The organism is Streptomyces sp. HUAS MS02 (assembly GCF_055702265.1).
Genome location: NZ_CM146747.1, coordinates 4503789 through 4529883, shown reverse-complemented (window position 1 = coordinate 4529883; position 26095 = coordinate 4503789). Strand labels below are relative to the sequence as shown.

General features: G+C 70.8%; 21 protein-coding genes and 1 pseudogene. 17 read left to right on the top strand and 5 right to left on the bottom strand.

The genetic code is table 11. From position 1 onward, the window contains the following. The first annotated feature begins 193 nt into the window (after positions 1 to 193). From nhaA to ACZ9QC_RS19420, 8 genes are all read left to right on the top strand, one after another. A complete protein-coding gene (gene nhaA / locus ACZ9QC_RS19455; RefSeq protein WP_472921281.1) occupies positions 194 to 1510 on the top strand; it encodes a Na+/H+ antiporter NhaA in 1317 nt (438 codons plus the stop codon). 196 nt (positions 1511 to 1706) lie between these two features. Then, positions 1707 to 3080, top strand: a complete 1374-nt coding sequence (locus ACZ9QC_RS19450; protein ID WP_472921280.1) for a TrkH family potassium uptake protein — start codon at positions 1707 to 1709, stop codon at positions 3078 to 3080. Next, positions 3073 to 3795, top strand: a complete 723-nt coding sequence (locus ACZ9QC_RS19445) for a potassium channel family protein (protein ID WP_472921279.1) — start codon at positions 3073 to 3075, stop codon at positions 3793 to 3795. The genes ACZ9QC_RS19450 and ACZ9QC_RS19445 overlap by 8 nt, the downstream gene beginning before the upstream one ends. Before the next feature lie 304 nt (positions 3796 to 4099). Continuing rightward, on the top strand, positions 4100 to 4189 hold the full coding sequence (kdpF, locus tag ACZ9QC_RS19440) for a K(+)-transporting ATPase subunit F (protein ID WP_060894084.1): 90 nt from the start codon (positions 4100 to 4102) through the stop codon (positions 4187 to 4189). 8 nt (positions 4190 to 4197) lie between these two features. Then, a complete protein-coding gene (kdpA, locus tag ACZ9QC_RS19435; protein ID WP_472921278.1) occupies positions 4198 to 5862 on the top strand; it encodes a potassium-transporting ATPase subunit KdpA in 1665 nt (554 codons plus the stop codon). Next, a complete protein-coding gene (gene kdpB, locus ACZ9QC_RS19430; RefSeq protein ID WP_472921277.1) occupies positions 5859 to 7997 on the top strand; it encodes a potassium-transporting ATPase subunit KdpB in 2139 nt (712 codons plus the stop codon). Before kdpA ends, kdpB begins: the two co-directional genes overlap by 4 nt. Positions 7998 to 8002: 5 nt before the next feature. Continuing rightward, on the top strand, positions 8003 to 8614 hold the full coding sequence (gene kdpC, locus ACZ9QC_RS19425) for a potassium-transporting ATPase subunit KdpC (protein WP_472921276.1): 612 nt from the start codon (positions 8003 to 8005) through the stop codon (positions 8612 to 8614). Positions 8615 to 8735: 121 nt separating this feature from the next. Beyond that, positions 8736 to 9419, top strand: coding sequence for a response regulator (locus tag ACZ9QC_RS19420; protein ID WP_472921275.1), 684 nt, complete (start codon positions 8736 to 8738; stop codon positions 9417 to 9419). A gap of 194 nt (positions 9420 to 9613) precedes the next feature. On the opposite strand, the gene ACZ9QC_RS19415 is transcribed toward ACZ9QC_RS19420, so the two are convergent. Next, positions 9614 to 10495, bottom strand: a complete 882-nt coding sequence (locus tag ACZ9QC_RS19415; protein ID WP_472921274.1) for an alpha/beta fold hydrolase — start codon at positions 10493 to 10495, stop codon at positions 9614 to 9616. 463 nt (positions 10496 to 10958) lie between these two features. On the opposite strand from ACZ9QC_RS19415, the gene ACZ9QC_RS19410 reads away from it, so the two are divergent. After that, a complete protein-coding gene (locus ACZ9QC_RS19410; protein WP_472921273.1) occupies positions 10959 to 12095 on the top strand; it encodes a PQQ-dependent sugar dehydrogenase in 1137 nt (378 codons plus the stop codon). Positions 12096 to 12677: 582 nt separating this feature from the next. Here ACZ9QC_RS19410 and ACZ9QC_RS19405 read toward each other — a convergent pair. Continuing rightward, positions 12678 to 13343, bottom strand: coding sequence for a response regulator (locus tag ACZ9QC_RS19405; RefSeq protein ID WP_472921272.1), 666 nt, complete (start codon positions 13341 to 13343; stop codon positions 12678 to 12680). Position 13344: 1 nt separating this feature from the next. Next, positions 13345 to 14505 (bottom strand): sensor histidine kinase, encoded by a 1161-nt coding sequence (locus ACZ9QC_RS19400; RefSeq protein WP_472921271.1) that lies wholly within the window; start codon positions 14503 to 14505, stop codon positions 13345 to 13347. A 312-nt stretch (positions 14506 to 14817) separates the two neighbouring features. Between ACZ9QC_RS19400 and ACZ9QC_RS19395 the strand changes: the two genes are divergently transcribed. Then, on the top strand, positions 14818 to 15444 hold the full coding sequence (locus tag ACZ9QC_RS19395; protein ID WP_472921270.1) for a hypothetical protein: 627 nt from the start codon (positions 14818 to 14820) through the stop codon (positions 15442 to 15444). Positions 15445 to 15553: 109 nt separating this feature from the next. Further along, positions 15554 to 15709: pseudogene (locus ACZ9QC_RS19390) on the top strand (AAA family ATPase); the annotation flags it as partial. Positions 15710 to 16020: 311 nt separating this feature from the next. Here ACZ9QC_RS19390 and ACZ9QC_RS19385 read toward each other — a convergent pair. Both ACZ9QC_RS19385 and ACZ9QC_RS19380 read right to left on the bottom strand, forming a co-directional pair. Next, a complete protein-coding gene (locus tag ACZ9QC_RS19385) occupies positions 16021 to 16548 on the bottom strand; it encodes a DinB family protein (protein WP_472921269.1) in 528 nt (175 codons plus the stop codon). Positions 16549 to 16650: 102 nt separating this feature from the next. After that, the gene (locus tag ACZ9QC_RS19380; RefSeq protein ID WP_472921268.1) at positions 16651 to 17961 is read right to left on the bottom strand and encodes a phthiocerol/phthiodiolone dimycocerosyl transferase family protein; all 1311 of its coding nucleotides are present in this window, start codon (positions 17959 to 17961) and stop codon (positions 16651 to 16653) included. Positions 17962 to 18328: 367 nt separating this feature from the next. Between ACZ9QC_RS19380 and ACZ9QC_RS19375 the strand changes: the two genes are divergently transcribed. Genes ACZ9QC_RS19375 through ACZ9QC_RS19350 form a run of 6 tightly spaced genes read left to right on the top strand, consistent with a single transcriptional unit; the run spans position 18329 to position 26080 of the window. Then, the gene (locus tag ACZ9QC_RS19375) at positions 18329 to 19897 is read left to right on the top strand and encodes a Rossmann-fold NAD(P)-binding domain-containing protein (protein WP_472921267.1); all 1569 of its coding nucleotides are present in this window, start codon (positions 18329 to 18331) and stop codon (positions 19895 to 19897) included. After that, positions 19894 to 21042, top strand: a complete 1149-nt coding sequence (locus tag ACZ9QC_RS19370; RefSeq protein WP_472921266.1) for a Gfo/Idh/MocA family oxidoreductase — start codon at positions 19894 to 19896, stop codon at positions 21040 to 21042. Before ACZ9QC_RS19375 ends, ACZ9QC_RS19370 begins: the two co-directional genes overlap by 4 nt. Positions 21043 to 21056: 14 nt before the next feature. Beyond that, positions 21057 to 22370, top strand: a complete 1314-nt coding sequence (locus ACZ9QC_RS19365; protein ID WP_472921265.1) for a B12-binding domain-containing radical SAM protein — start codon at positions 21057 to 21059, stop codon at positions 22368 to 22370. 7 nt (positions 22371 to 22377) lie between these two features. Continuing rightward, positions 22378 to 23520, top strand: coding sequence for a Gfo/Idh/MocA family protein (locus tag ACZ9QC_RS19360; protein ID WP_472921264.1), 1143 nt, complete (start codon positions 22378 to 22380; stop codon positions 23518 to 23520). Then, complete coding sequence (locus ACZ9QC_RS19355) at positions 23517 to 24434, top strand: class I SAM-dependent methyltransferase (RefSeq protein ID WP_472921263.1); 918 nt, start codon at positions 23517 to 23519, stop codon at positions 24432 to 24434. The genes ACZ9QC_RS19360 and ACZ9QC_RS19355 overlap by 4 nt, the downstream gene beginning before the upstream one ends. Further along, on the top strand, positions 24431 to 26080 hold the full coding sequence (locus ACZ9QC_RS19350; RefSeq protein ID WP_472921262.1) for a serine hydrolase domain-containing protein: 1650 nt from the start codon (positions 24431 to 24433) through the stop codon (positions 26078 to 26080). Before ACZ9QC_RS19355 ends, ACZ9QC_RS19350 begins: the two co-directional genes overlap by 4 nt. Positions 26081 to 26095 lie beyond the last annotated feature (15 nt).

Here is a 26095-nt window from a genome sequence, read left to right as displayed (position 1 = left end):
CCCCCGGCAGGACACCCAAACGTGATGATGATCGCAGCGGCCCCGCCGTATCGGGGGCGCTCGGTCCGCATGCCCCGCGCCGTGGCGGTTAGTGTGTAAAGAACGCGTCAAAGGCGCGGGGTGTGCCGGGAAGTCTGGTCGGCGTCGAAGGGGCACGTGTGCCCGGAACCCGATGCTGTGGAGGTCTTCCCGGATGCGTGCCCCCCGTCGTGAACGTTCCGTCTTCCTCGGTCTGCTGCCCTGGCCGGAGCAGGTGCAGGTGGCCCGCGCCCTGCGTACGGAGACGGTGGGCGGGCTCGTGCTGCTGGCGGCTGCCGTGGTGGCTCTGGTCTGGGCGAACACCCCGTGGAGCGGGTCGTACGAGGACCTGCGCGACGCACACTTCGGGATATCCGCGCTCGGCCTGGACCTGTCGGTGGGGCACTGGACGGCGGACGGACTGCTGACCGTGTTCTTCCTGGTCGCCGGGATCGAGCTGAAGCGTGAGCTGGTGGTCGGCGAACTGCGGACCCCGGCCACGGCCGCCCTCCCGGTGGTCGCCGCCCTGTGCGGCATGGTGATCCCCGCCGGCGTCTACCTGGCCACCGTCGGACTCGGCGGCGGCAGCGCACAGGGCTGGGCGGTGCCCATGGCCACCGACATCGCCTTCGCGCTCGCCGTCCTCGCGGTGCTCTCCACCCACCTGCCGTCCGCGCTGCGGGCCTTCCTGCTGACCCTGGCCGTGGTCGACGACCTCGGCGCGATCCTGGTCATCGCGGTCTTCTTCACCAGTGACCTGAACCCGGCCGCGCTCGCCGGGGCCGCCGCGGGCCTGGTGGTCTTCTACCTGCTGCAGCGGTTCCGCGTACGCGGCTGGTGGTGGTACGTGCCGCTGGGCCTGGTGATCTGGGCGCTGATGTACAACGGCGGCGTGCACGCCACCGTCGCCGGTGTGGCCATGGGCCTGATCCTGCGCACGGTCCGCGACGAGGACGAGGACGCCTCCCCCGGGGAGCGGACCGAACACCTGCTGCGGCCGGTCTCGGCCGGCGTGGCGGTGCCGCTGTTCGCGCTGTTCGCCGCCGGGGTGAGCGTGTCGGGCGCCGCCCTGGGCGCGGTGTTCACGCAACCGGAGCCACTGGGCGTCGTCCTCGGACTGGTGCTGGGCAAGACGGTGGGCATCTTCATCGGCACCTACCTCGCCGCCCGCTTCACCCGGGCCCGCCTCAACCCCGACCTGGCCTGGGCGGACGTGTTCGCCCTCGCGGTACTGGCGGGCATCGGCTTCACCGTGGCCCTGCTCATCGGCGAACTGGCCTTCACCGATCCGGCCGACATCGAGCACGTGAAGGCGGCCGTGCTGCTCGGCTCCCTGATCGCCGCCGCCCTCGCGGCCCTCCTGATCAAACGCCGCAACGGCATCTACCGCCGCCTGTGGGAGGCGGAGAACCTGGACGAGGACGCCGACGGCATCCCCGACATCTACCAGCGCGCCGCCCTCGGCCGCGACGGCGCCGAGGGCACGGGCTGAGCTGTCGGCGGCGTGAGCCGGAGACACGGCCTCCACGGCCTGCACTGGACCCGGCGGGGCCGCCCCGGAGCGGCTCGTGAGTGCTCCGCGTTCGCTTGCCGCCGCCGGATAGGGTGACGGCCGCGCGGGGTGCGATGGGCTCCGCACCAAGTCCGTACCCATCCTCGACGGGCGGGGCGTACGCAGAAGGGGAGCCGTGGCGAGACGTACCGCGCATCCGCGCAGGTCGCTGTCGACCGCGCACCCGGCCCGTACGGTCGTGCTGGCCTTCGCCGCCGTGACCGCCCTCGGGACCGGGCTGCTCGCGCTGCCGGTCGCCGCCGAGGACGGTACGGCCACCGGGCTGGTGACCGCGCTGTTCACGTCCACCTCGGCCGTCTGCGTGACGGGTCTGGCCGTGGTGGACACCGGCACGTACTGGAGCGGCTTCGGCGAGGGCGTGATCCTCGCGCTGATCCAGGTCGGCGGCTTCGGCATCATGACCATGGCCTCCCTGCTCGCGCTGCTGGTCTCCGGGAAGCTGCGGCTGCGACTGCAGCTCACCGCGCAGGCGGAGACCAAGAGCCTGGACATCGGTGACGTGCGGCGGGTGCTGCTCGGCGTCGCGGGCACGACGCTGATCGTGGAACTCGCGGTCGGCGCGGTCCTCTCCCTGCGCTTCCGCTTCGGCTACGGCGACTCCATCGGCGAGGCCGTGTACCTGGGCTACTTCCACGCCGTGTCGGCGTTCAACAACGCCGGCTTCGGCCTGCACGCCGACAGCCTGACCCGTTATGCCCAGGACCCCTGGGTCACCCTGCCGATCGCCGGCGCCGTGATCCTCGGCGGGCTCGGCTTCCCCGTCCTCCTGGAACTGCTCCGCCACCGCAACCGCCACCGCACCACCGGACGCCGCAACTGGACCCTGCACACCAGGCTGACGCTCGTCACCACCGTCGTGCTGCTGGCCGTCGGCACCCTGCTCACCTGTCTGCTGGAGTGGACCAACCCGGCCACCCTCGGGTCGCACGACTGGCCCGCGAAGCTGCTGAACGGGTTCTTCCACTCCACGATGACCCGCACCGCCGGCTTCAACTCCCTCGACATCGGGGCCATGCACGCCTCCACACTCCTCATGACGTGCATGCTGATGTTCGTCGGCGGCGGCAGCGCGGGTACCGCGGGCGGCATCAAGGTCACCACGTTCGCGGTACTGGCTGTCGCGATCATCGCCGAGGTACGCGGCGAACCCAACTCCACGGTCCTCGGCCGCAGGCTCGCCCCGCACAGCCTGCGCCAGGCGCTGACCGTGGTGCTGCTCGGCGTCGGCCTGGTCATGGCCGCCACGCTCGCCCTCCTCAGCATGACCTCGCTGCCCCTGGAAGGAGTGCTGTTCGAGGTCGTCTCCGCCTTCGCCACGGTCGGGCTGTCCACCGGCATCACCGCCGACTTCCCCGACGCCGGACAGCTGATTCTCGTCCTGCTCATGTTCATCGGCCGCCTCGGCCCGGTCACCCTGGTCTCGGCGCTGGCCCTGCGCGAACGCGTCCGCCGTTACGAACTGCCCGAGGAGCGACCCGTCATTGGTTAACTACCTGCACTCCCTGCGCCGACGCCGCCGCAAGCGCCTGGCCCACCAGACCACCCAGCACGCCGGGGACCAGCGGGTCGCGGTCATCGGCCTCGGCCGCTTCGGCAGTTCCCTGGCCAACGAGCTGATGCACCGCGGCTGGGACGTCCTCGGCATCGACACCGACACCCGGCTCGTGCAGAAGTACAGCGACGGACTGACCCACTCGGCGGTCGCCGACTGCACCGACCCCGAGGTGCTCCGCCAGCTCGGCGTGCACGACTTCACCAGCGCCGTCGTCGGCATCGGCACCGACGTCGAGGCGTCCATCCTGGTCAGCTCCAACCTGCTGGAGGCCGAGGTGCCCAACATCTGGGCCAAGGCCATCAGCCGCCAGCACGGCCAGATCCTCGAACGCCTCGGCGTCCACCACGTCGTCCTGCCCGAGCACGAGATGGGCGAACGGGTCGCGCACCTGGTCACCGGCCGGATGCTGGACTTCATCGAGTTCGACGACGACTACGCCCTGGTGAAGACCGTCGCCCCGGACATCGCCACCGGCGTCCCCCTCGGGCAGAGCCACGTCCGCAGTCGGTACGGCGTCACGGTCGTCGGCATCAAGCGCCCCGGTGAGGACTTCACGTACGCCACCGCCGACACGGTCGTCCAGAAGGGCGACGTCATCGTGGTCACCGGCAAGACCCACGCGGTGGAGACCTTCGCCGAGCTGAGCTGAGCTGAGCTGAGCGGAGCCGAGCTGAGCGGAGCGGAGCCGAGCTGGGCCGAGCCGAGCTGGGCTGGGCCGGGCCGGGCTGCGGGGTCTGGTCGATCCGCCCGTATGGGATGCGTCAAAGGCGTCAGCGCCGCCGTCAGGGAGGCGTCAAGGACGGCCGAGTACGCCGGAAAGAGAGGTTTCCTCGAGAGGTCCGTTCTTGTCCGAACCTCTTCGAGGAGCTCGCGATGGCCGACGTGGCCTTCGTTCTCACCACTGTCGCGGTGTTCGCGTTCGTGGCTCTCGTCGCCAAGGGGGTGACGAAGCTGTGACCGCCGAGAACATCGCGGGTCTGGTCGTGGCTGTCTCCCTCCTGGGCTATCTCGTCCTCGCCCTGATCTTCCCGGAGAGGTTCTGAGCACGCCCATGAGTCCCGTCCTCGCCGACGTGCTCCTGGTGACCGCGCTCATCGGCGCGCTCGCCCTGGTGCACCGTCCCCTCGGCGACTACATGGCCGCCGTCTACTCCTCCGAGAAGCACCTGCGTGTCGAGAAGTGGATCTACCGCTCGGTCGGCGCGAACCCGGACGCGGACATGCGCTGGCCCGCGTATCTGCGCGGGGTCCTGGCCTTCTCCGCGGTGAGCGTGCTGTTCCTCTACGTTCTCCAGCGCGTCCAGGACAAGCTGCCGCTGTCGCTCGGCTTCAAGGCGATCACCCCGGACCAGGCGTTCGACACGGCCGTGTCGTTCGTGTCGAACACCAACTGGCAGTCGTACTCGGGTGAGGCGGCCATGAGCCACGTCACCCAGACCGCCGGGCTGGCCGTGCAGAACTTCGTCTCGGCGGCCGTCGGGATGGCCGTCGCCGTCGCGCTCGTGCGGGGCTTCGCCCGGTCCCGTACCGGTGACCTGGGCAACTTCTGGGCGGACCTGGTGCGCGGTGTCATCCGCATCCTGCTGCCGCTGTCCGTGGTCGCGGCGGTGCTGCTGATCGCCGCCGGTGTCATCCAGAACTTCGGAGACATCCACACCCTCACCACGCTCACCGGCGACAAGCAGGCCATCAGCCCGGGGGCGGTGGCCTCGCAGGAGGCCATCAAGGACGTGGGCACGAACGGCGGCGGCTTCTTCAACGCGAACTCCGCCCACCCGTTCGAGAACCCGGACGGCTTCACCAACCTGCTGGAGATCTTCCTGCTCCTGGTGATCCCGTTCTCGCTGCCGCGCACCTTCGGCAAGATGGTGGGCAACGTCAAGCAGGGCTACGCGATCGTCGCGGCGGTGGGCATCATCTGGTTCCTCGCCGTGGTCGCGGTGACCTGGATCGAGTTCGCGCACCCGGGCGCCGCCTCGCAGATCGCGGGCGGTTCGATGGAGGGCAAGGAGCAGCGCTTCGGCGAGGGCCCGTCCTCCCTGTTCGCGGTCTCCACGACCATGACCTCGACGGGCTCGGTCAACTCCTTCCACGACTCCTTCCAAGGGCTGTCCGGCGGAGTGCTCCTGCTCGGCATGATGCTCGGCGAGATCGCGCCCGGCGGGGTCGGCTCCGGCCTCTACGGCATGCTGATCATGGCCGTCATCGCGGTGTTCATCGCCGGTCTCATGGTCGGCCGTACCCCCGAGTACCTGGGCAAGAAGATCGGCACCCGCGAGATCAAACTGGCCGCCTGCTACATCCTGATCACCCCGGCCCTGGTGCTGATCGGCACGGCGCTGGCGATGGCGCTGGGCAAGGGCGAGTCGTCGATGACCAACATCGGGGCGCACGGCTTCTCCGAGGTCCTGTACGCCTACACGTCCGCTTCCAACAACAACGGCTCCGCCTTCGCGGGGTTCGCCGCGAACACCGAGTACCACAACACGATGCTCGGCCTGTGCATGGCGCTCGGCCGATTCCTGCCGATGGTGTTCGTGCTGGCGCTGGCGGGCTCGCTCGCCGAGCAGAAGCCCGTTCCCGAGACGGCGGGCACGCTCCGCACGGAGAAGCCGCTGTTCACCGGCCTGCTGGTCGGAGCCATCATGATCATCACTGGTCTGACGTTCTTCCCGGCCCTTGCGCTGGGCCCGCTCGCCGAGGGGCTGGCGACATGACCACCGAGACCAGGAAGCAAGAGGACCCGATGTCCACGGTCACCCCGAGCCGGGCACCGCACCAGGACGCACCCACCGGGCACAGACAGCCCGAGGGCCGTGTCGGGGCCGGCCTGTTCGACCCCAAGCAGGTGGTGCGGTCGCTGCCGGACGCCTTCCGCAAGCTCGATCCGCGGGTGATGGTCACGTCACCCGTGATGTTCGTGGTGCTGGTCGGCTCGGTCGTCACCACCGTGCTGGCGGTCAGGAATCCGGGCGACTGGTTCGGCTGGACCATCACGGTCTGGCTGTGGCTGACCGTCGTCTTCGCCAACCTGGCGGAGGCGGTCGCCGAGGGCCGTGGCAAGGCGCAGGCCGACACCCTGCGCAGGGCCAAGACCGACACCGTGGCCCGCACCCTTGTCGGGGAGACCGAACAGCGCGTGCCCGGTACGGAGTTGAAGGTCGGCGACCTGGTCGTCTGCGAGGCCGGCGACATCATCCCGGGCGACGGTGACGTCGTCGAGGGAGTCGCCTCCGTCGACGAGTCGGCCATCACCGGTGAATCGGCCCCGGTCATCCGGGAGTCCGGCGGTGACCGCAGTGCTGTCACGGGCGGTACGAAGGTGCTGTCCGACCGCATCGTCATCAAGATCACGACGAAGCCCGGTGAGACCTTCATCGACCGCATGATCAACCTGGTCGAGGGTGCCGCACGGCAGAAGACGCCGAACGAGATCGCCCTGAACATCCTTCTCGCCTCGCTCACCATCGTCTTCCTGCTCGCGACCGTCACCTTGAAGCCGTTCGCCATCTACGCGGGCGCCGACCGGCAGACCTCGATGATCGTGCTGACGGCCCTGCTGGTCTGCCTGATCCCGACCACGATCGGCGCACTGCTGTCGGCGATCGGTATCGCGGGCATGGACCGGCTGGTGCAGCGCAATGTGCTCGCCATGTCGGGGCGGGCGGTCGAGGCCGCCGGTGATGTGTCGACGCTGCTGCTCGACAAGACGGGCACGATCACGCTGGGCAACCGGCAGGCGTCGGAGTTCGTCCCGGTCGCGGGCACCACGGAGGCCGAGGTCGCCGACGCGGCCCAGTTGTCGTCGCTGGCCGACGAGACGCCCGAGGGCCGCTCGATCGTCGTCCTGGCCAAGGGGAAGTACGGGCTGCGCGAGCGGCACCAGGGCGAGCTGGCGCACGCCGAGTGGGTCACCTTCACCGCCCAGACCCGTATGTCGGGCGTGGACGTGGACGGGCGCAGGGTCCGCAAGGGCGCGGCCGGTTCGGTCGTCGCCTGGGTGCGGGAACAGGGCGGCACGGTGGCCGAGGACGCGGACGGGATCGTGAGCCGGATCTCCGCGGCGGGCGGTACGCCGCTGCTGGTCGCCGTCCAGGACGACCGGGGCGCTCGCGTCCTCGGGGTCATCCACCTCAAGGACGTCGTCAAGGACGGCATGCGGGAGCGGTTCGAGGAGCTGCGCCGCATGGGCATCAGGACGATCATGATCACGGGTGACAACCCGCTCACCGCCAAGGCGATCGCGGACGAGGCCGGGGTCGACGACTTCCTCGCCGAGGCCACGCCCGAGGACAAGATGGCCCTCATCAAGCGCGAGCAGGCGGGCGGCAAGCTCGTCGCGATGACCGGCGACGGCACCAACGACGCGCCCGCGCTGGCCCAGGCGGACGTCGGCGTCGCGATGAACACCGGCACGTCGGCGGCGAAGGAGGCCGGCAACATGGTCGACCTCGACTCCAACCCGACCAAGCTGATCGAGATCGTCGAGATCGGCAAGCAACTCCTCATCACCCGGGGCGCGCTCACGACGTTCTCCATCGCCAACGACGTCGCGAAGTACTTCGCGATCATCCCGGCGATGTTCGCCGTCGCCTACCCCTCCCTCGACAAACTCAACATCATGGGCCTGGCCTCGCCGGAGTCGGCGATCCTCTCCGCGGTCGTCTTCAACGCGCTGATCATCATCGCCCTCGTGCCGCTCGCCCTGCGCGGCGTGCGGTACCGGCCGACGAGCGCGGACCGGATGCTCCGCCGCAACCTCGGCATCTACGGACTGGGCGGGCTCGTCGCCCCGTTCATCGGCATCAAGCTCATCGACGTACTCATCTCGCTGATCCCCGGGATCGGGTGAAGGACATGAACACTTCTGTGGTGAACACCGCGCGGCTGCTGTGGGCGGCGCTGCGCATGCTGCTCGTCCTCACCGTGGTGACCGGCATCCTCTACCCGCTGGTCGTCACCGGCATCGGGCAGGCCGCGTTCCACGACAAGGCGAACGGCTCGATGGTCGAGGTCGACGGCAAGGAGGTCGGCTCGAAGCTGATCGGGCAGAGCTGGAACCTGCCGGGCACCGACAAGCCCGACCCCAAGTGGTTCCAGGGCCGCCCCTCCCACAGCGGCTACGACCCGCTGGCCACCGGCTCCGGCCAGCTCGGCGCCAGTGACCCGACCCTGGTCAAGGACGTGAGGGCGGCGAAGAAGCAGGTCGCCGAGTTCAACGGCGTCCCCGAGTCCGAGGTGCCCGTCGACGCGGTCACCGGCTCCGCCTCCGCCATCGACCCGGACATCTCGCCCGCGTACGCGGACATCCAGGTCGAGCGGGTCGCCGAGGCCAACGGGCTGGGCGTCGCCCAGGTCCGGAAGTTGGTCGACGACCACACCCGGGGCCGCACGCTCGGCTTCCTGGACCAGCCGCGCGTCAACGTCCTCGAACTGAACATCGCGCTCAGGAAGCTGGCCGGCACCTGATGGCCCCCGGCGGAAGGGACCACGACCGGGGGTGGGACGACAACCCTCGCCGACCGAACGGCCCGGGTCACGGCTCCGAACGCCTCACCCCGTCCACCGAAGACAGGAAGGCCGCACACCGATGACCCGGGTGCTGGTGGTGGAGGACGATCCACAGCTCGTACGAGCCCTCGTGATCAACATGCGGGCCCGTGAGTACGGGGTGGACGCGGCGCCCGACGGCGCCTCGGCCCTCCGGCTCGCCGCCGCCCGCCGGCCCGATGCCGTGGTCCTCGACCTGGGGCTGCCCGACATGGACGGCGTCGAGGTGATCAAGGCGCTGCGCGGCTGGACCAGGACCCCCATCCTGGTCCTGTCCGCGCGCCGGGCCTCGGAGGAGAAGGTCGCCGCTCTCGACGCGGGCGCGGACGACTACATCACCAAACCGTTCAGCATGGACGAGCTGCTGGCCCGGCTGCGAGCCGCCGTCCGCCGCACCGAAACCGTACCTCCGGCGCGCGGGGCGACCGTGGTGACGACCGACGACTTCACGGTCGACCTGCTGGCCAAGAAGGCCGTCCGCGCCGGCCGCGACATCCGGCTCACCCCCACGGAATGGCACCTGCTGGAGATCCTGGTGTGCAACCCCGGCCGCCTGGTGACACAGCAGGAACTCCTCCAGGAGGTCTGGGGCCCGGCGTACGCCACGAGGACGAACTACCTTCGGGTGTACATGGCCCAGCTCCGGCGCAAACTCGAAGCGGACCCGGCCCACCCCCGCTACCTGATCACCGAACCGGGCATGGGCTACCGCTTCGAGACCTGACCTTCCCGAAACCCTCCCGACTGCGACCAGGATCAGCGCCGGGTTCGCGGACGTCATGTGCGGGCGGAACGGCACCAGGGCGAGCGCCACGACGAACGGGGCGAGCCCGGCAGCGGGCAGGGCGATCCGGTCCTGGTCCGGTCCGGGCGCACGACGGGACCGATGTTCCAGGGCTGACCACGGGTTCCGCCCCCCTACGCGGTGTTGCCGTGCGCCGAGTCCATGGCCCGCTCCACCAGGGCGACGACCTCGTCGGGAGACTCGTCCAGCAGCAGGTGACCCGAGTCGTCCATGACGTGCAACCGGGCGCCGAGGTGCCGCTGGGCGGCCGGTCCGATGTACCTGGGCGGCAGGAAGACGTCATGGCGACCCGTGGCCACGACGCACGGCACCGACCGGCGCTGCGCCAGCAGCTCGGGCGGCAGCGGGGGAGGGGCGAGACTGCTGCGGCAGCTGCGGGCGACCAGCGTCATCCACTCCGTGAGTTCGTCCGGCACCCGCCCGTCGGAGGCCGTCATCCGACGCAGCAGCCGGGCGGTCCTCGGCGGAGTCGGCCGGGCGAGCCATGGGACGGTGGCCGCCACCACACCCATGGGGACCCGCAGGCGCACCAGCCCCGCACTGGAGAGCAGCAACCGCCCGGCGATGCGCGGGGAGTCGGAGGCCAGTACGACGGCGCCCCCCAGCGAATGCCCGACGAGCAGGGCCGCCCCCGGCACCGTCTGCTCCAACGCCTCGGTGAGCCATCGCCCGTACCACGCGGACCGTCCCCGGCGTGGGCGGACGTCCGCGCTCAGACCGGGCTGGCCGGGCACGTCGAGTACGACGGTCGGCCGGCGTGCCGCGAGCGCCCCGGCCAGATGGCGGCAGACGGCACCGTTGGTGTTGGTCCCCGGCACCAGCACCACCGTCGGCGAGGCCGCCACCGGTTCCGGGCCGACGAGGAGCACGCCGGTGACCCCGGCCTCCGTCCTGATCTCTCCGCGTCGGTGCGGCACGTCCCAGCTGTCGAGCCGTTCGAGACACCAGTCCCGTACACGTCGCCGGTCCGCCGGGCTGCGGTAGATGGAGGGCATGGTCGGCAGGGTAGACCTGAGACGGCGCTTGACTGGCCCCTTTGGCTCTGCCCTGCACAGACGCCCCGCACAGACGCCCCGCACAGACGCCCTGCGCAGAAGTCGCTGTGCCGGTCGGATCGCACTCCTGTTGACCGTGGTCGGCCGCCTTTACGGGCACGCCGGGGCACGGAGCCGCGCAACGGCCGAGGAACGTGTCCGTGGTGTCGCTTCCCTGTGCGGTCGTGCGGCGATTTCGTCGTTGGTGCATCCGGCGGCGATGCGACGAGCGGCTTCGAGGCCGTAAAGGGGTGGCGGAGTGTGGTCTATTTCAACAACCCCTGCCCCGGTAGCCTCACCTGTGGCCAGTAGCGCGCCATCCCCCCACCCCCCACGTATGCGCGTCGGTGTGGACGACACCCACCTGTCTCTGTCCCTGGCCGCCGGGTGCTCTCCCCCGTTCGCCGCCTCCAGGAGGATCACGGTGAAAGTTCGCACCAGAAGCTCGGCGATCATCGGCACCCTCTGCCTCGTCGCTTCCCTCGCTTTGACCACGGCGTCCGCCGACGAGCTGAGCGCCCCACGTCAGGCAGCGAAGGTCGTGCTCAACAAAGTGGCCACGGCCCAGAATCCGTCCGCCGGCGCCGCCGGTCCCGGCGGCACGGTCTGGATAGCCGAACGCGCGGGCAGGGTAAGGGTCTTGGGCGATGAGGGGCTCGGCCAGCCTGTCATCGACATATCCGGCGAGACCACCACCAACGGCGAACGTGGCCTGCTGGGCATCGCGTTCGACAAGGAGTTCGCGCACTTCTACATCTCGTTCACGAACCTCCAAGGCACCAGCACCGTCGACGAGTTCGCGGTGCGGGACGGCAGGATCCAGCCGGGCACCCGGCGCACCGTCCTCACCCAGACACAGCCCTACGCGAACCACAACGGCGGCGACATCGCGTTCGGCCCCGACGGCTACCTCTACATCGCGCTCGGTGACGGCGGCTCGGCCGGCGACCCGCACGGCAACGGGCAGAACCTCGGCACGCTGCTCGGCAAGCTGCTGCGGATCGACCCGAGAGGCGGCAAGCCCTACGCGATCCCGCCGGGCAACCCGTTCGTGGACGACCCGAACGCGAAGGACGAGATCTGGGCGTACGGGTTGCGCAATCCGTGGAGGTTCTCCTTCGACGCGGGCACGGGCGACCTGCTGATCGGGGACGTCGGCCAGAGCGCCTGGGAGGAGATCGACTGGGCCCCGGCCACCAGCAAGGGTGGCGAGAACTACGGCTGGTCCCAGATGGAGGGCAACCATCCCTATCGGGGCGGCACGGAGCCCGCGAACCACGTACCGCCGGTCTACGAGTACGACCGCAGCGGGGCCGGCTGCTCGGTGACCGGCGGATACGTCTACCGAGGCGAGGCGATCCCGGACCTCAAGGGGCAGTACGTGTTCAGCGACTACTGCGACGGCACCCTCCGTGCTCTGCGGATGGAGAACGGCGAGGTGACCGGCGTGAGCAACCTCGGAGTCGACGGCGGCCGGGTCGTCTCGTTCGTGCAGGGAGGCAAGGGCGAGCTGTACGTGCTCGACCTGCGTGGCAGCGTCTCCCGCATCGACCCGGCGTGACGACGACCGGATGAAGAAGCCGCCGAGCAGCCGGTGTCCCCCAGGCCGGCTGGATCACCTTCGGGATCTCCGGCCCGCTTGAGGCAAGTCCGGGGCCTCGACCCGAGAGCCTGACGTCCTTCGGGTGCAGGACCTGCAGTTCGGCCACCGCTGCCGGACGACGCAGAGTCAGTGGTGCGCCCTCGGGGACGTACTCGGGTCGGGGTTCTCCGGGCTCGGCCCGGAGCCTGCGGCAGGCAGGCAGGCCCGACCAAGCCGATGCGTTGGTGTGTGCAAGCCGTGGTTCTCCTGGCCTTCCCGTACGAGGAGGTGAGGCGGCGTCTCGCTCGGTTCACCGGGAAGGGGCCTGACGGCCCGGTCTTCGTCGGCGAGAAGGGGTCGCCGTTTCGGCGGACTTCGTACGGCCGGTAGCGGCGGCGCGCTCGCGCAGTAGTGTGCGGTCGGAACGGCCGGCACTCGCTCTCGGTCTGTTCACGGACCTCCTGCACCTGCCAGGCGCGGTCGTAGGCACAGTCGTAGGCACGGTCGTCGACCGGCACCCGGCCGACGAGCAGGCACATGTCCTCGACGTCTTGCGCGCGATCACAACAGGCCGAGGTCCCGGGCACGGAGCGCCGCCTGGGTGCGGTCGCGCAGGGCGAGTCGGCCCAGGATGCGGGAGACGTGGTTCTTGACCGTGCCCTCGCTGAGGTACAGCCGCGCGGCGATCTCCCGGTTGGTGTGCCCCTGTGCCACGAGCCGCAGGATGTCCGTCTCGCGCGGGCTGAGGGAGACGGCGGGAGCCTTGGCGGCGGGGCCGGAACGCGGCAGGAAGGCGGTCAGATGGCGGGCCACGGACGAGTCGAGCTGGGTGACGCCCGCATGCGCCAGACGGACCGCGTGTGCGAGTTCCTCGGCCGGCAGATCCTTGAGGAGATACCCGTGCGCTCCGGCCCGCAGTGCCTGCACGACGTACTCCTCGTCGTCGAACGTCGTCAGCATCACCACCCGGCACCCCGGCGCCCGGTCGCGCAGGACGGCGACCGCCTCGACACCGTCCATCTCCGGCATCCGGACGTCCATGAGCACGACATCCGGACCGAGTTGCAGCGTCTTCGCCACGGCGTCCCGGCCGTCCACGGCGGTGCCGACCACTTCGATGCCCGGCCGGATGGACAGCAGGGAGGCGATGCCGTCCCGGATGAGCCGCTGGTCGTCCACCACCAGCACCCGCACGGGCGGCGCCTGCTCCGGCTCCTCGTCGCTCATGTCACTGCCTCCCCGTCCACCCGGACTTCGCCGTCGCCCCGCGCGGGAGCGTGACCGTCACCCGGGTGCCGGCGCCCGGGCTGCTGTCGATGTCGACGCTCCCCGCCACCAGATGTACCCGCTCCTTCATGCCGAGCAGCCCGAATCCGGCGGTGTCCGTGTGCGGTGCGAAGCCGCGGCCGTCGTCCGTCACCTCCAGCCGCGCGGCGTCCCCGGCCAACTGGACCACGACGGTCACCTGTGCGGCCCGCGCATGGCGGCGCGCGTTGGTGACGGCCTCCTGCGCGGCCCGGTACAGCGCGGTCAGCTCGACCGTGCCCCAGCCGTCCTCGTCGCCGCTCACCTCGACAGCGACCCGCGGTCGTGCCGTGCCGTCCTGCGCCAGCGCGGTGAGCGCCGCCGACAGCGTGGGGCGCGTCGGCTCGTCCCGCAGGGCGCGCACCGACTGCCGTACATCGCCGAGCGCGAGCCGCACCGATCGCCGTGCCTCTTCCAGCGCATGCCGGGCCGCGTCGGGGTCCAGGCTTCTGAAGTCCGAGGCCATCTCCAACTGCACGGACATCGCGGTGAGATGGTGACCGAGGCTGTCGTGGATGTCCCGCGCCAGCCGGTTGCGCTCGGCTGCGGCGGACAGTTCGGCGACTCGCGCGGCGTACGCCTGAAGTTCGAGCCGTGCGCGCTGCTCGCCGACAGCCACCGCCGCCATCGAGATCGCCAGCACCAGCCCGACGCAGAGCATCAACAGGTCCGACACATGCTCCTGGTCGCGGTACCAGCCGGGCGCGGTCAGCAGGTAGGTGCTGAGCAGCCCGGCCAGACACAGCGTGCCCAGCGCCAGCGCGGCTGTGCGCCCGAAGGCGAAGTAGGCGGTGAACGGCAGCAGCACGAACAGGACTTGGGACAGTCCCGAGGCGTCCAGCAGCACCACCGCCGCGATCAGGGTGCAGCGGGCCAGCAGCAGCGGTACCGGAGCAGCGGGCCAACGGCGTCCGGCCGCCTCCAGGGCGAACAGCGCACCGATCGCGGTGACGAAGCCGCCCGCCCGCCAGGCCGTCGGCCCTGAGCGGTCATCCAGGCCGGCCACCGCGGAGTACAGACCACCCACCAGTACGACCCCGTACAGCAGCGGCGGCACCCATCGCACGGGCGCATACACCACCATGCGCACCCCCTCACCCGTTGCCGCCAGGCTAGGCCGAGCACGACCGCCTTGGGGCACCGCCGGGCACATCACGGCCGGGTCAGACCCGACGGCATGTGCCGAACGCCACGGTGCCGTCCGGAAGACGGTGACTTCCGGACGCCGATGCCCGACGTCCTTCACCTCCCGGCGCCGACCGGCTTCTTCCTACCGTTGCCACCCGGACCGGCTGTACGAGCAGGTGCTCACCGTTCGAGCCTGCAGTCAACGGCTCTGGACAACCAACCAACCACCCACCCACGCACCCACCGTCCGAGCAACCGGAGCAGCCCCATGCCCTCATCCGTCAACTCCTCCATCTCCTCCATCTCATCGACATTTCGCGTCGGCGCCCTGTGCGGGGCGCTGTCCGGCCTGCTGATCGCCGTGCCCGGCCTGGTCGAGGCGTTCACCGGGGAGACCTCGGCCACCAGCGTCCCGCTCGCCCTCGCCCCCGCGTTCGCCCTGCCACTGCTCACCGCGCTGCATCTGCGCCAGGGCCCTGTCGCTGGGAGCCTCGGGAAGATCGCCGCGCCCGTGAACCTCATCGGCCTCGGCCTGTTCGGCGGTGCCGCGTTCGCGTCGAACCTGGTGATCTTCTACCTGGACGAGGATGTCGTCGACGAGACCCTGACCGGCCCCACCATCCCCGCGCTCATCGGTTCCGCGGCCGTCTTCGCCGTGGGCTGCGCCCTGTTCGGGGCGGTCATGATCCGCGCCCGGGTCCTGCCGAGGGTGCCGTCGTGGGGGTACGCCGTGGTTCTGCCGCTGTTCGCGTTCCTGACCGCGCTGCCCGACTCCCTGCTCACCAGCGGGCTGCACGTCCTGGTCGGCGGCATCCTGATGTGGCTCTCGGCCGCACTGTGGCGCACGGCCCCAGGCGTCGAGCACACCACGGACCCCAACCGGATACGAGTCTGAGACGACCAGCGCTGTCGGCGCACAGCCACGCGCCATCAGCTCGAACCTGCACCCCCGCCGGGAGCTCCGCCGGCATCTGGAGAGTTACGCCGAACCGGGCCCGACTGGTCTGCCATTGCCGACGAGAAGGGGGTGCCCTTCGATGTCGTATCGGGCCTTCCTCGTCGAGCTGCTGATGGCCGAGTGCGAGGACCGGGCCCGACGCAGGTCCGAACGCCGCATCAGGGCCGCGGCCTTCCCCCGCGAGAAGAGCCTGCGGGCCTTCTGCAACGGCGCCATCATCCGGACCGGCACGGAGTCCTACCGCCTAGGGCCTGTTGCGAAAGTGGCGCCTGCCGTGCGACGCCCGGCACGCACTCTCGCCGCACCGCCCTAAAGCCCGAGTACACCCAGTACGAGGGCTTTAGGGCGGCACGCCGAGAGCACGCACCGGACGCCGCGCGGCCGCCCTTCGGGCGACGACGCCACTTTCGCAACAGGCCCTAGCCCACACCAAGGCCCTGGCTGAGCAGACCGCCTCCCGCTGAGAGCCGGAGCCGGGTGCTTGCGCCGTACTCGCGACCGCGCAAGCATGTCTCATGCGCCGGTGACTCCGTCGATCTGCTCGCGAATGAGATCAGCATGACCGTTGTGACGTGCGTATTCCTCGATCATGTGCACCAAGATCCAGCGCAGGGAGACCCCCTGATCGCCGACGAAACCCGCTTCCTGTTCGGAGAGGCGGCCGGAATCGTCCAGTGACGCGTCAGCGATCAGCTCACTGCCTCGGGCAACCTCGGCCTGCCAGGCAGCCGTCGCCTCGTCGAGCCCTCGGTCCGGCCGGAGCGCATAGCCGTCGACGTTGTTCTCCCCGAAGACCGGCGGCACGTCCTCACCTGCGAATACACGCTGGAACCAGTTGCGTTCCACCTCAGCCACGTGCTGAACGAGACCGAGCAGCGTCATCGAAGAGGGTGACACTGCAGCAAGCCGTAACTGATCATCCTTGAGGCCCGAACACTTCAGGGCAAGAGTTGCACGGTGAAAGTCCAGCCATGCCTCCAGCATGGCGCGCTCGTCAGCATGCGCGGGTGGGATGGGCCGTCCGTCCGGTGTCGTATTCATCGGCACACCATGGCAGCAACAGCCGTGCCCCACGACCGCCTTCGCCGGCAACGAACACACATCGTGCCGCCGGCTCCCCGCGCAGTGGTGTCTGTCGCCGCGTCACCAGCCCACGGTGGCCCAGGTCGTCAGCAGATCCTGGACCCCGTCCCTGACCTCCTCGATCTGCTCGTCGCTGAAGCACTCGGGGCTGTAGGGGAGTTCGACGGCGATCCGGCCCTCGAATCCGAGGGTCAGTCCCAGTACGGGGCCCTGGCCGGCCTCGGGGAAGTAGTGATCGAGCGCGATGATCCCACGCAGGTCGGCCAGACGCAGACCGGCGGGCAACCGCGGAGCGGGGATGGCCCCCACGCTGCTCGACAGGACTGTCGACGCCATCAGCTCGGGACGGTCGGCGACGTGCGCCAGCAGACGCGCCTGGTGCACATGCTCACCCCGTCTGACGATCCCGCGCAGGTGATCGGTGACCGCGTGGGCCAGCGCCAGCGGATCGGTGTCCCTGTCCACCGCGACCAGGCCCGTGCAGGAGGTGACCGCCGGGAGCATGGCCTCCACCGCCGGGCGCGGGCGCAGCCGCCCGCGCAGGTCGATCGGGGACGAACAGCCCAGCGTCAGCGGCCCCATGTCGCGGTCCAGTCTGTGCCTGACGGCGAGCAGCATGGCAGCGCTGACGAGGCCGTGCAGCGACGCACCCGCCTCCCCGGCCCGCTTCAGGAGGCTCGCGGTGGTGTCGGGTTCGAGAAGGGCGCGGCGGACGCGGACAGAGCTCGGCGGGCGGTCGGCGCGCTCTGCCTCGTAGGGCAGCGCGGAGACGGGTCGTCGGCGGACCTGCTCGACGAGTCGGGTGGCGTACTCCTCGACGTCCTCGGGACGGGCCGGCGGCAGGAGCTGCGAGAGGGGAGGCGGCAGCGTGCCCGACGGGCGCACCGTGGCGGGACGTCCTTCGACGAGGTCGCTGTACGTGTGCCAGATTCCGGCGTGCAGCGCCAACAGACTCCGGCCGTCGCAGACGAGGTGATCTGCGCACAGCACCAGGGTGTGTTGCTTCCCGGTGCTCAGCAGCGTGGCTCGGATGAGGGGCCCGACCGTCGGCAGCGGCTCGTTCCATTCGTCCTCAAGTGCCCCTGGGGCGTCCGGCCGTAGGGCGAGGACAGGGTTCTCGGCCGGGTCGAGCGGCCGGAAGACGGGGACAGCGCCCTCCGTGACGACCCGGCAGCGCAGCGAGGGGTGCTGGGCCACCTTGGCGGCGAACGCCTCGGCGAGGCGGTCTCCGTCCAGGTCGCCGTGGAGCACCGAGGCCAGGACGACCCGGGTGCGCGGGACCAGGTAGAACGCCTCCAGCGGGCACAGTTCGCGGGACGCTCCGGCAATACCGTCCGAAGGGCCGGTCGCCGAACTCTTGAATTCAGTCATTTTGCCTACCGTTGCTCAATTCTTTATGAGATCGCGTCGAACTTAATCGAAGTCACCAGAGCTCTCAAAACCCGTGGCAGACGTCCATCGGCATCCGCCGCCACGGAATTTTCGTAAGTGAAGCAGAGATAAGGGCGGCATCCGGAAGCTCCACCTCCGGATAGGGGTTCGTAGGGGTTGTAGGGGGTGGGGGCTTCCGCCTGTGCTTCGTAGGCTTTCGCATGGCTCTGCAGGTGATGACCGGAACGACGCACAAGAAGAGGTCGAGTACATGGAGTTTTCTGCGGGCGAATCATTGGGTGTCGCAGTCGAGGATGGGGCCTTCGCATATTCTCTGGATGGTCGATATGAAATCATCGACGGCCGGATGGCGACAGCCGACCTGCTCGACGCCGTGCTCTCGGTGCTGCGCGGAGAGGGAATACCGGTCGAGGAACTCGAGGAGGCCGGTAAACCAAGCAGCGGTGAATACCGGCTTGTTCTCGACGGCACCCCGGTGTGCATCCGCAGCCGGGCGGTCGCGGACCCGGCCCCCGGCACCCTGGACGCCGTCGACCCGCCGGCTGCCCGTACCCAGGTGCTGGTCGCGGCCGCCGGAGCGCTCTCCGTGCAGGCCGAGGCCGTCTTCGACCGGCTGGTGCGGGCCGTACGGCTGCGCGGGCAGTGCTACACCGACGCGGAGACCGACTCGATCGTCCGGGGCATGCCCCTGGTCGACCGGTACGCGACTGAGGAACCGGCTTTCCGTGACTGGGCGTTGATCTTCCGCGACCACTACGTGGAGAACAGTGTCGGTTTCCTGCTCGGCATGGAGCGTGCCGGGATCGACCCGAAGTGGATCTTCGCGCTCTCCAAGGGCGACCGGACCCTGCACCGGGACCGGGTGCATGCCTGGTTCCTGCACCGCGGATACCGCAGCGACATCCTCGACAACTCGGTCATCAACGGCTCGGCGGACACGGCGGAGCGCGCCTACGCCCTCGCCGTCAACGAACAGGTGGACCAGTTCATCCGCGAGGCACACGCCTCGGGACGCAAGGTCCTGGTGATCGACGACGGCGGACTGCTCGCCCAGGGCTATGGCGCCGACGGCGTACTGGACGAACACATCGACGGCGCGCTGGAGTTGACCGTCAGCGGCCTGAAGCGCATCGCGAACGCACCGGGCGAACTGACCGTGCCCGTCCTGAACATGGCGCGCTCCCGGCTGAAAACCATGCTCGGCTATCACGAGATCGCCGACTCCTGCGTCCGCCGACTGAGGGCCATCCTGCCCGGCGAGAAGTTCCTCGGCAGGCATGTGCTGCTGCTCGGCTTCGGCACGCTGGGCGCGCGCGTGGCGCACTATCTGCGCTCCCAGGGCGTCCGGGTCGCCGTGGTGGACACCGACATGCTCGCGCTGATCACAGCCGCCGAACACGGCTACGAGACCTACACCAGCACGGCCGAGGCGCTGCGCGCGCACTCCCCCTTCCTGGTCATCGGCAACACCGGTGAACTCGCCCTCACCCACGAGGAGTTGCCGCTGCTGCCGGACGGGGTGTACCTGGCGGGGTTCGCCACCAAGGACTTCAGTCTGCTCAGCGAGGGGTTCGAGGGGCTCGCCTCCACCGAGATCCCGCACGTCGGGGTGCGCTACACCCTGCCCACCGGCACCACGGCGACCCTCCTCGGCGACGGCCGTTCGCTCAACCTGTTCGAGTACGAGGGCATCGCCAACCGGGGCTACGACGCCTATCGGGCGGGCACCCTGATCGCCGCCAGGCTGCTGTGCCGCGAGGCGGACAGGCTGGGTCCCGGGCTCCACCTGGAGCCCGTCGACCAGGTGATCGACGAGGCCGGCCTGTTCGCCGCGTACTACGAGCAGTACCTCGCCTCGGGCAGCCGCCGCCCGGCCGCCCCGGCGCAGGACGGCACGGACCCGGAGACCCGATGACGGCGCCCGAGGCCTCCGGCCGTCCCGAGGCACCGCACGCGTCGGGAGCACATGTCTGCGTCGTCGGTCACGGCGCGGCCGGCCGCCTGCACCTGGGGTTGCTCGGCGACCTCGGCTTCGCCCTCAGCGTGGTCGACCCGGCCGCCGTCACCCCGCCGCCCGGGGTGCGGGCGTTCGACCGGATCGACGCGGCGGCGCGGCACCGTGCCGTGGACGTCTGGTCGGTGTGCTCGCCGACCGCCACGCACGTGGACACCGTCGCGGCTGTCCTGGAAGCGGACCCCGCGGCCCGGCTGCTGGTGGAGAAACCGCTGTGCCGCGCCCGGGAGATCCCGCGGATCACCGCGCTGCTCGCGGCCCACCCCGAGGCCCGGCTGGTCGTCATGGACCAGTACCGGCACGCCACGTCGATGGTCCTGCTGCGCTCGCTGCTGCGGGAGCTGGCCCCCCAGCACCCGCTGCGGGCCGTGCGCGTCGGGTTCGGCAAGGACCGGCGGGCGGACATCGCGGCCGGCCGGTTCGTCGACCGGGACCACGGTGTGTTCGGCTACGAGTGGCTGCACATGCTGGCCGTGCTGCGCGGGGTCCTGCCGCCGGAGTCCTTCGACGCCTACCTGGCCGCCGACCCCGACCCGGACCGGCTGCGCGTGGCGACCGACCCCGAGTTGGTCAGCACCGCCGCACACGAGGTCGCGGAGGTCCGCGGGGTCGCCGTCGAGCTGTACTCCACGGTGGTGGGCCCCGAGGCGGCCGCCGATCAGGTGCCGGTGCCGGGCTGGTTCGACCGGCCGGTCACGCCCGACGAGAGCCGGCAGCGCTATGTCGAGGTCGACGCCGGACCGGTCCGGTTCGGTCTGGCCCTGGATCCGGTGACCCTCCCGCAGGGCACCCGGCTGCCGCGCAACACCCACTGGCTGACCGCGACCGGACCCGACCTGCGGCGCGAGTGGTTCGTCCACGACTCCCCGCTGGACAACGCCCTGCGCTGGTCGGTCGCCGCCCTGCTGGCGCAGCCGTACGGCCCGCCCGGCCTCGACCTGCGCGGGGTGTCACGCATCAACCTGCTGGCCGAGGCGGCCCGTTCCTCCCACACACCGCCTGTCTTCCGCCGGCTTCCGGCCGACACGCCCCCCGTCCGTCTGTGAGGTTCTCCTTCCCCATGCGTATCTGTCTGGTGATTCCCACCAACCGATTCGACCGGTTCTTCATCCAGGTCCCGCTGGACGTCCTGACCGCGGCCGGCCGACTGCGAGCCGACGGGCACACCGTCACCGTCTGGGACCAGCGGCTGCAGGACGCGCCCTCGAACGGTGAGGCGCCCGACCTGCTGGTGATCTCCACGGCCATCGCCGACCGAGCCCAGTGCTACCCGCTGGACCTCGACCCGGTCCGCGCCGCCGTGGACCGGGCCCGGCAGCACTTCCCCGCCGCCCGCACCATGGCCGTCGGCCCGCACGGCACTCAGCTGCCCGGCGCCACCCTCATCGAGCTGGCCGTGGAGCACGTGGCGGTCGGCGAGGCCGACTCGGCGACCGTGCACGGCGTCCGGGCCCTCGCGGACGGGATCACCGCCCCGGTGCTGTGCGCGGACCTGCCGGCCCCCGGCGCGGCTACGGCCCTCACCGTCGTCGGCAACAGCCCCCGCCCCTACCCCAACCTCGACCTGGACGAATGGGAGTTGCCGGCCTACGACCTGGTCCCCCTGGAGCGGTACACGGCCGAGGTCATCGTGGACGGCCTGCCGCATCCGGGCACCTGTGGCATGGTGATGGCCGCCCGCGGCTGCACCTACGGCTGCACGTTCTGCCATCTCCCGTTCGGCACCCGCATGCGGCTCAACCCGGTCGACCGGGTCATGGCCGAGGTGGACGCGCAGCAGCGCGGCGGACTGGAGTTCCTGTTCTTCCTCGACTACGTCTTCGGCATCAACAAGACCTTCTACGGCGAGATCTGCGAACGGCTCAAGGGCCGGGGCATCGGCTGGGTGGGCCAGACCCGGGCGGAGATCGTCCTCAAGACCGATGTCCGGCAGTGGGCCGAGGCGGGTTGCCAGGGCATGTGGCTGGGTGCCGAGTCCCCCTCGGTGGCCGGCACCGGTGTGCACAAGCGGGTCACCGAGCAGCAGATCCGCGACGCGGTGCTCAAGCTGAAGGACGCGGGCATCACCCCCTTCGCCTTCGTCCTGCTCGGCCTGCCCGACGACGATGCCTGCATCTCCGACTGGCTGGTCGACTGGGCGGCGGACATCCCGGCCTGGTTCGGCATCAACCAGTTGTTCCTGCGCCCCGGCACCCCGCTCTACGACCAGCTGGCCGCAGACCTCAACGGCGGCACCGCGCCCGCCACCTGGGAAGAGGTCCGCGAGGTCACCCGCCGCTACCGCGAGCGGTACCCGGTGGACCTCGACGACCAGGAGCGCCGGCTCACCGCCCTGCCCAACTACCTGGGCAACGCCATGGCCGTGGCCGGGTGAGGCGGCCGTGCTGACCTTCGGAATCATCGGATGCGGGTCGATCGGCGGCTTCCTCGCCCGGCTCCTCACCCGCGACGACCCGCGGTTGGCGAGCAGGGCCCGCCTCGCCGCGATCGCCGCCCGGGACGCCTCCCGGGCCCGGGAGGCGGCGGCGGAGGCCGGCTGTGCCGCACTGGACGTGCCCGGGCTGCTGGCCCGCCCGGACGTGGACGCCGTCCTGTTGTGCACCCCGAGCGGTACGCACGCCGGGCTGGCGGAGGCCGCACTGCGCGCCGGCAAGCATGTACTGGTCGAGAAGCCCGTCGATGTCACGCCCGAGGCCGCCGACCGGCTGATCGCCGTGGCCCGTGCGCAGGGCCGGGTGCTCGGTGTGGTGTCGCAGCACCGCTTCGACCCGGCCGCCCGGCTCGCCCACGAGGCGGTACGGACCGGCAGGCTCGGCCGGATCACCTCCGCGACGGCCGAACTGGCCTGGTGGCGCGGCCCGGCCTACTACGCCTCCGGAACCTGGCGCGGCACCCGGGACCTGGACGGCGGCGGCGCGCTGATGAACCAGGCGATCCACGCGGTGGATCTGGTGCAGTGGCTGGCCGGCCCGGTGGTGGAGGTGCACGCGCACACCGCGCGCCTCGCCCATCCCGGCATCGAGGTGGAGGACGTGGCCACAGCGTCCCTGCGCTTCGCCGGCGGCGCCCTGGGCACGCTGCTCGCCACCACCGGCGCCTACCCCGGCCGTACCGCCCGCCTGGCGGTGCACGGCGACCGGGGCTCGGTCGTCATCGACGACGACGAGCTCGCCTATCTGCACCTGGCCGCGGAGGGCGAACAGGCACCCGTCTACGGGGCGTTCGGCGCCGCCGACCAGTCCGCCGAGCACGCGGCGGCGCTGGTGCGCGACACCGCCCGCGACATCTGCGGCCTGCTGTACCAGCCGCACCGCGACCAGCTCGTGGACTTCTGCGACGCGGTGCGCGAGGGCCGGCCACCGCTGAGCGACGGGGCGGCGGGACGGCGGGCGGTGGCCGTGGTGAACGCGGTCTACGCGTCCGCCGCGACCGGCCGGCCCCAGCGGATCGACGCCGGGACAACCGGGACAACCAAGACAGTCGAGACACCAGCGTACGACGCCATCGAGGAGAGCATCCCGTGAACAGCACATCGACCGACGCGGCCGGCGTCGGCACGGGCAGGACGCCGGCCGGGACAGCAGAGGGCGAACCAGCGGGGGAAAGGGACAGGAAAAAGGCGCTGGCCGGGCTCTTCGACCGCAGTGCGCCGAGCTACGAGCGGGTCGGCGTGGACCACTTCGCGGAGCTCGGCCGGCGGCTGGTCGCCCACGCCCGGCTCGCACCCGGGCACCGTGTCCTGGACGTGGGCTGCGGCACCGGAGCCGTACTGGTGCCCGCGGCCCGCGCGGTCGGCGTCCACGGGGAGGTGACCGGACTCGATCTGTCCGCGGGCATGGTGGCCCGCGCGCAGGAGGAGATCACCCGGCTCGGACTCGCCTGGGCCCACGCCGTACAGGGCGACGCGGAGACGGTCTCCGCGCGGGACGTACCCGTTGCGGTCGGTTCCCTCGACGCGGTACTCGCCGGAATCTGCCTGTTCTTCTTCCCCCACCCCGAGCTCGCGACCGCCCGCTACCACGAACTACTGCGCCCCGACGGCCGGTTGGCGGTCTCCTGGTTCGGGCCGGGCGATCCGCGCTGGACACCGGTGTTCGAGGCGAGCGCCCCCTACGGCCGGGCGGCCTCCTGGCACACGGTCGGTGACAACAGCCCCTTCCGGTCCGTCGACGCCTTCCACACCCTGCTGGACAAGGTGGGCTTCACCGACGTGGAGACCGTCGAGGAGGAGTACGTCACCCGCTTCGCCGACGCGGAGCAGTGGTGGCGGTGGGTGTGGTCCACCGCGGGACGTCAGTTCTGGGAGGGCGTGCCGGAGCACTCCCGCCCCGCCGCTGAGGCCGCCGTGAACGCCGAACTGGCTCGGCTGGCCGCCCCGGACGGCAGCCTGACCAGCACGTCGACCGTCCGGTACACCCTGGCGCGGAGGTCCCGGTGAGCGGTACGGACGCCTTGCCGGACACCGCACGGTCCGACGCACGGGCCGTCACGGCGACCCGGGAAACCCGGCACCCGCTGTTCTCCCCCGCATGGCTCGCGGCGGCGGACGCGGAGTGCGCGGGCACGCCGCTGGACGAGAAGACGGCCGTACGGATCGGACTGCGTGTGACGGACGCACACCCGGAGACCGTTCAGGAGGTGGAACTCCTCGCCGATCTGGCCACCGGTGCCCTGCGGTTTTGCCCGGGGCCGATCACCGGCCGGCCGACCTGCACCCTCGCTCTCGGCCGCGCGGCGGCCAGGACGCTGCTGCTGGGCACCGGCGCACAGCGCACCGCGCTGTTCGAGGACGGCGCACTCCGGCTGGAGGGCGCCTACATGTTCGTCTTCTTCGTCGACCGGCTTCTCCAGCAGGACAGGCATGGGACGGTGGCCCGGCTGCGCTCCGTTACCTCGGGCGCGCCGGACGGTCCCGCCGACCCGGAGTGGCCGGTCCGGCCCGCCCCCGTCCCGTCCGTGGGCGAGGTCGCCGCCCAGCGGCTGGCGGCCGAGATCCTGCCCCGGACGATGGCCGTGCTCCGGGCGGAACTCGGCACCAGCACACCCGGCGCACAGCTGTATGTCTCGCACGCCCCATCCCGGACGGTGGTCTCGGTGGCCCTGGGCGAGGCCCGGCCCGGGGTGGCGTTCACACGCAGTTCCTGCCCCATGTGGTACTGCTCCGCCAAGTCGCTCGGAACGGTCGCGTTCGGACGGCTCTGGGAGCGGGGGCTGGTGGCGCTCGACGAGCCCGTCGCGTCGTACGTGCCGTGGTTCACCGGCGGCGGCCGGGAGCGCATCACCCTGCGGCAGTTGCTGACCCACACGACCCCTGTCCCCATGGCGCTGGACCCGCTGCACGGGGCGCTCGCCGCCCCGGTGGAGGTGCGCCGGGAGCTGGTGCGCACCATGACCGTCCCCGCGGAGGCACCCGGCCGGCGGATCAACTACTCGCCCTGGTGGGCCTGGTTCGTACTGGCCGAGGTGGTCACCGCGGTGGACGGGCGCGACTGGGAGACGTTTCTGACGGAAGAGGTCCTGATGCCGTGCGGGATGGCCGACACCCGGATCGTCCTCCGTGAACGGGAGTACGGCTGGGAGGCGGGACTGCTCCCGCTGTTCTACATCAGCGGCGGCGGGCTGCCCGCCCAGCCGACGCACTGGTGGGCCACCCGGGCGAGCTGCACCCGGCCTCTGTTCGGGGTCAACACCCGTGGCCCCATCAGGGATCTCGGGCGGCTGTACGAAATGCTGCTGGCGGACGGACAGGGGCCACGCGGGCGCGTGCTGAGCCCGCAGACCGTCACGGCGATCACGGCCCGCCACCGGGTGGGCCTGACCGACCCCTACGGCAATGCCGACTGGGGACTGGGCTTCCGCGTGGAGTCCCACCACCTCGGCGAGCAGTACACCTCCTTCAGCAGGCACGCCTCGTCACGCACCTTCGGGCACTACGGGCTGTGGACGTCCCTGGTCTTCGCCGACCCGGCGGCCGGGCTGGTCACCGCCTTCCACCTCAACGGCAAGACGCTCCAGGACGAGCACCAGCGGCGCACCCTCGCCATCGGCGACGCCGTGTACGAGGACCTGGGTCTCACCTCCTGACACACCCCTCTCGCC

Excerpts from the sequence above, each read along its gene's own strand:
- ACZ9QC_RS19400 (WP_472921271.1), bottom strand. The coding sequence starts at position 14,505 with ATGGTGGTGTATGCGCCCGTGCGATGGGTGCCGCCGCTGCTGTACGGG.
- ACZ9QC_RS19395 (WP_472921270.1), top strand. The coding sequence starts at position 14,818 with ATGCCCTCATCCGTCAACTCCTCCATCTCCTCCATCTCATCGACATTT.
- ACZ9QC_RS19380 (WP_472921268.1), bottom strand. The coding sequence starts at position 17,961 with ATGACTGAATTCAAGAGTTCGGCGACCGGCCCTTCGGACGGTATTGCC.
- nhaA (WP_472921281.1), top strand. The coding sequence starts at position 194 with ATGCGTGCCCCCCGTCGTGAACGTTCCGTCTTCCTCGGTCTGCTGCCC.
- ACZ9QC_RS19385 (WP_472921269.1), bottom strand. The coding sequence starts at position 16,548 with ATGAATACGACACCGGACGGACGGCCCATCCCACCCGCGCATGCTGAC.
- ACZ9QC_RS19420 (WP_472921275.1), top strand. The coding sequence starts at position 8,736 with ATGACCCGGGTGCTGGTGGTGGAGGACGATCCACAGCTCGTACGAGCC.
- ACZ9QC_RS19365 (WP_472921265.1), top strand. The coding sequence starts at position 21,057 with ATGCGTATCTGTCTGGTGATTCCCACCAACCGATTCGACCGGTTCTTC.
- kdpA (WP_472921278.1), top strand. The coding sequence starts at position 4,198 with ATGAGTCCCGTCCTCGCCGACGTGCTCCTGGTGACCGCGCTCATCGGC.
- ACZ9QC_RS19405 (WP_472921272.1), bottom strand. The coding sequence starts at position 13,343 with ATGAGCGACGAGGAGCCGGAGCAGGCGCCGCCCGTGCGGGTGCTGGTG.
- ACZ9QC_RS19370 (WP_472921266.1), top strand. The coding sequence starts at position 19,894 with ATGACGGCGCCCGAGGCCTCCGGCCGTCCCGAGGCACCGCACGCGTCG.
- kdpB (WP_472921277.1), top strand. The coding sequence starts at position 5,859 with ATGACCACCGAGACCAGGAAGCAAGAGGACCCGATGTCCACGGTCACC.
- ACZ9QC_RS19415 (WP_472921274.1), bottom strand. The coding sequence starts at position 10,495 with ATGCCCTCCATCTACCGCAGCCCGGCGGACCGGCGACGTGTACGGGAC.
- ACZ9QC_RS19375 (WP_472921267.1), top strand. The coding sequence starts at position 18,329 with ATGGCGACAGCCGACCTGCTCGACGCCGTGCTCTCGGTGCTGCGCGGA.
- kdpC (WP_472921276.1), top strand. The coding sequence starts at position 8,003 with ATGAACACTTCTGTGGTGAACACCGCGCGGCTGCTGTGGGCGGCGCTG.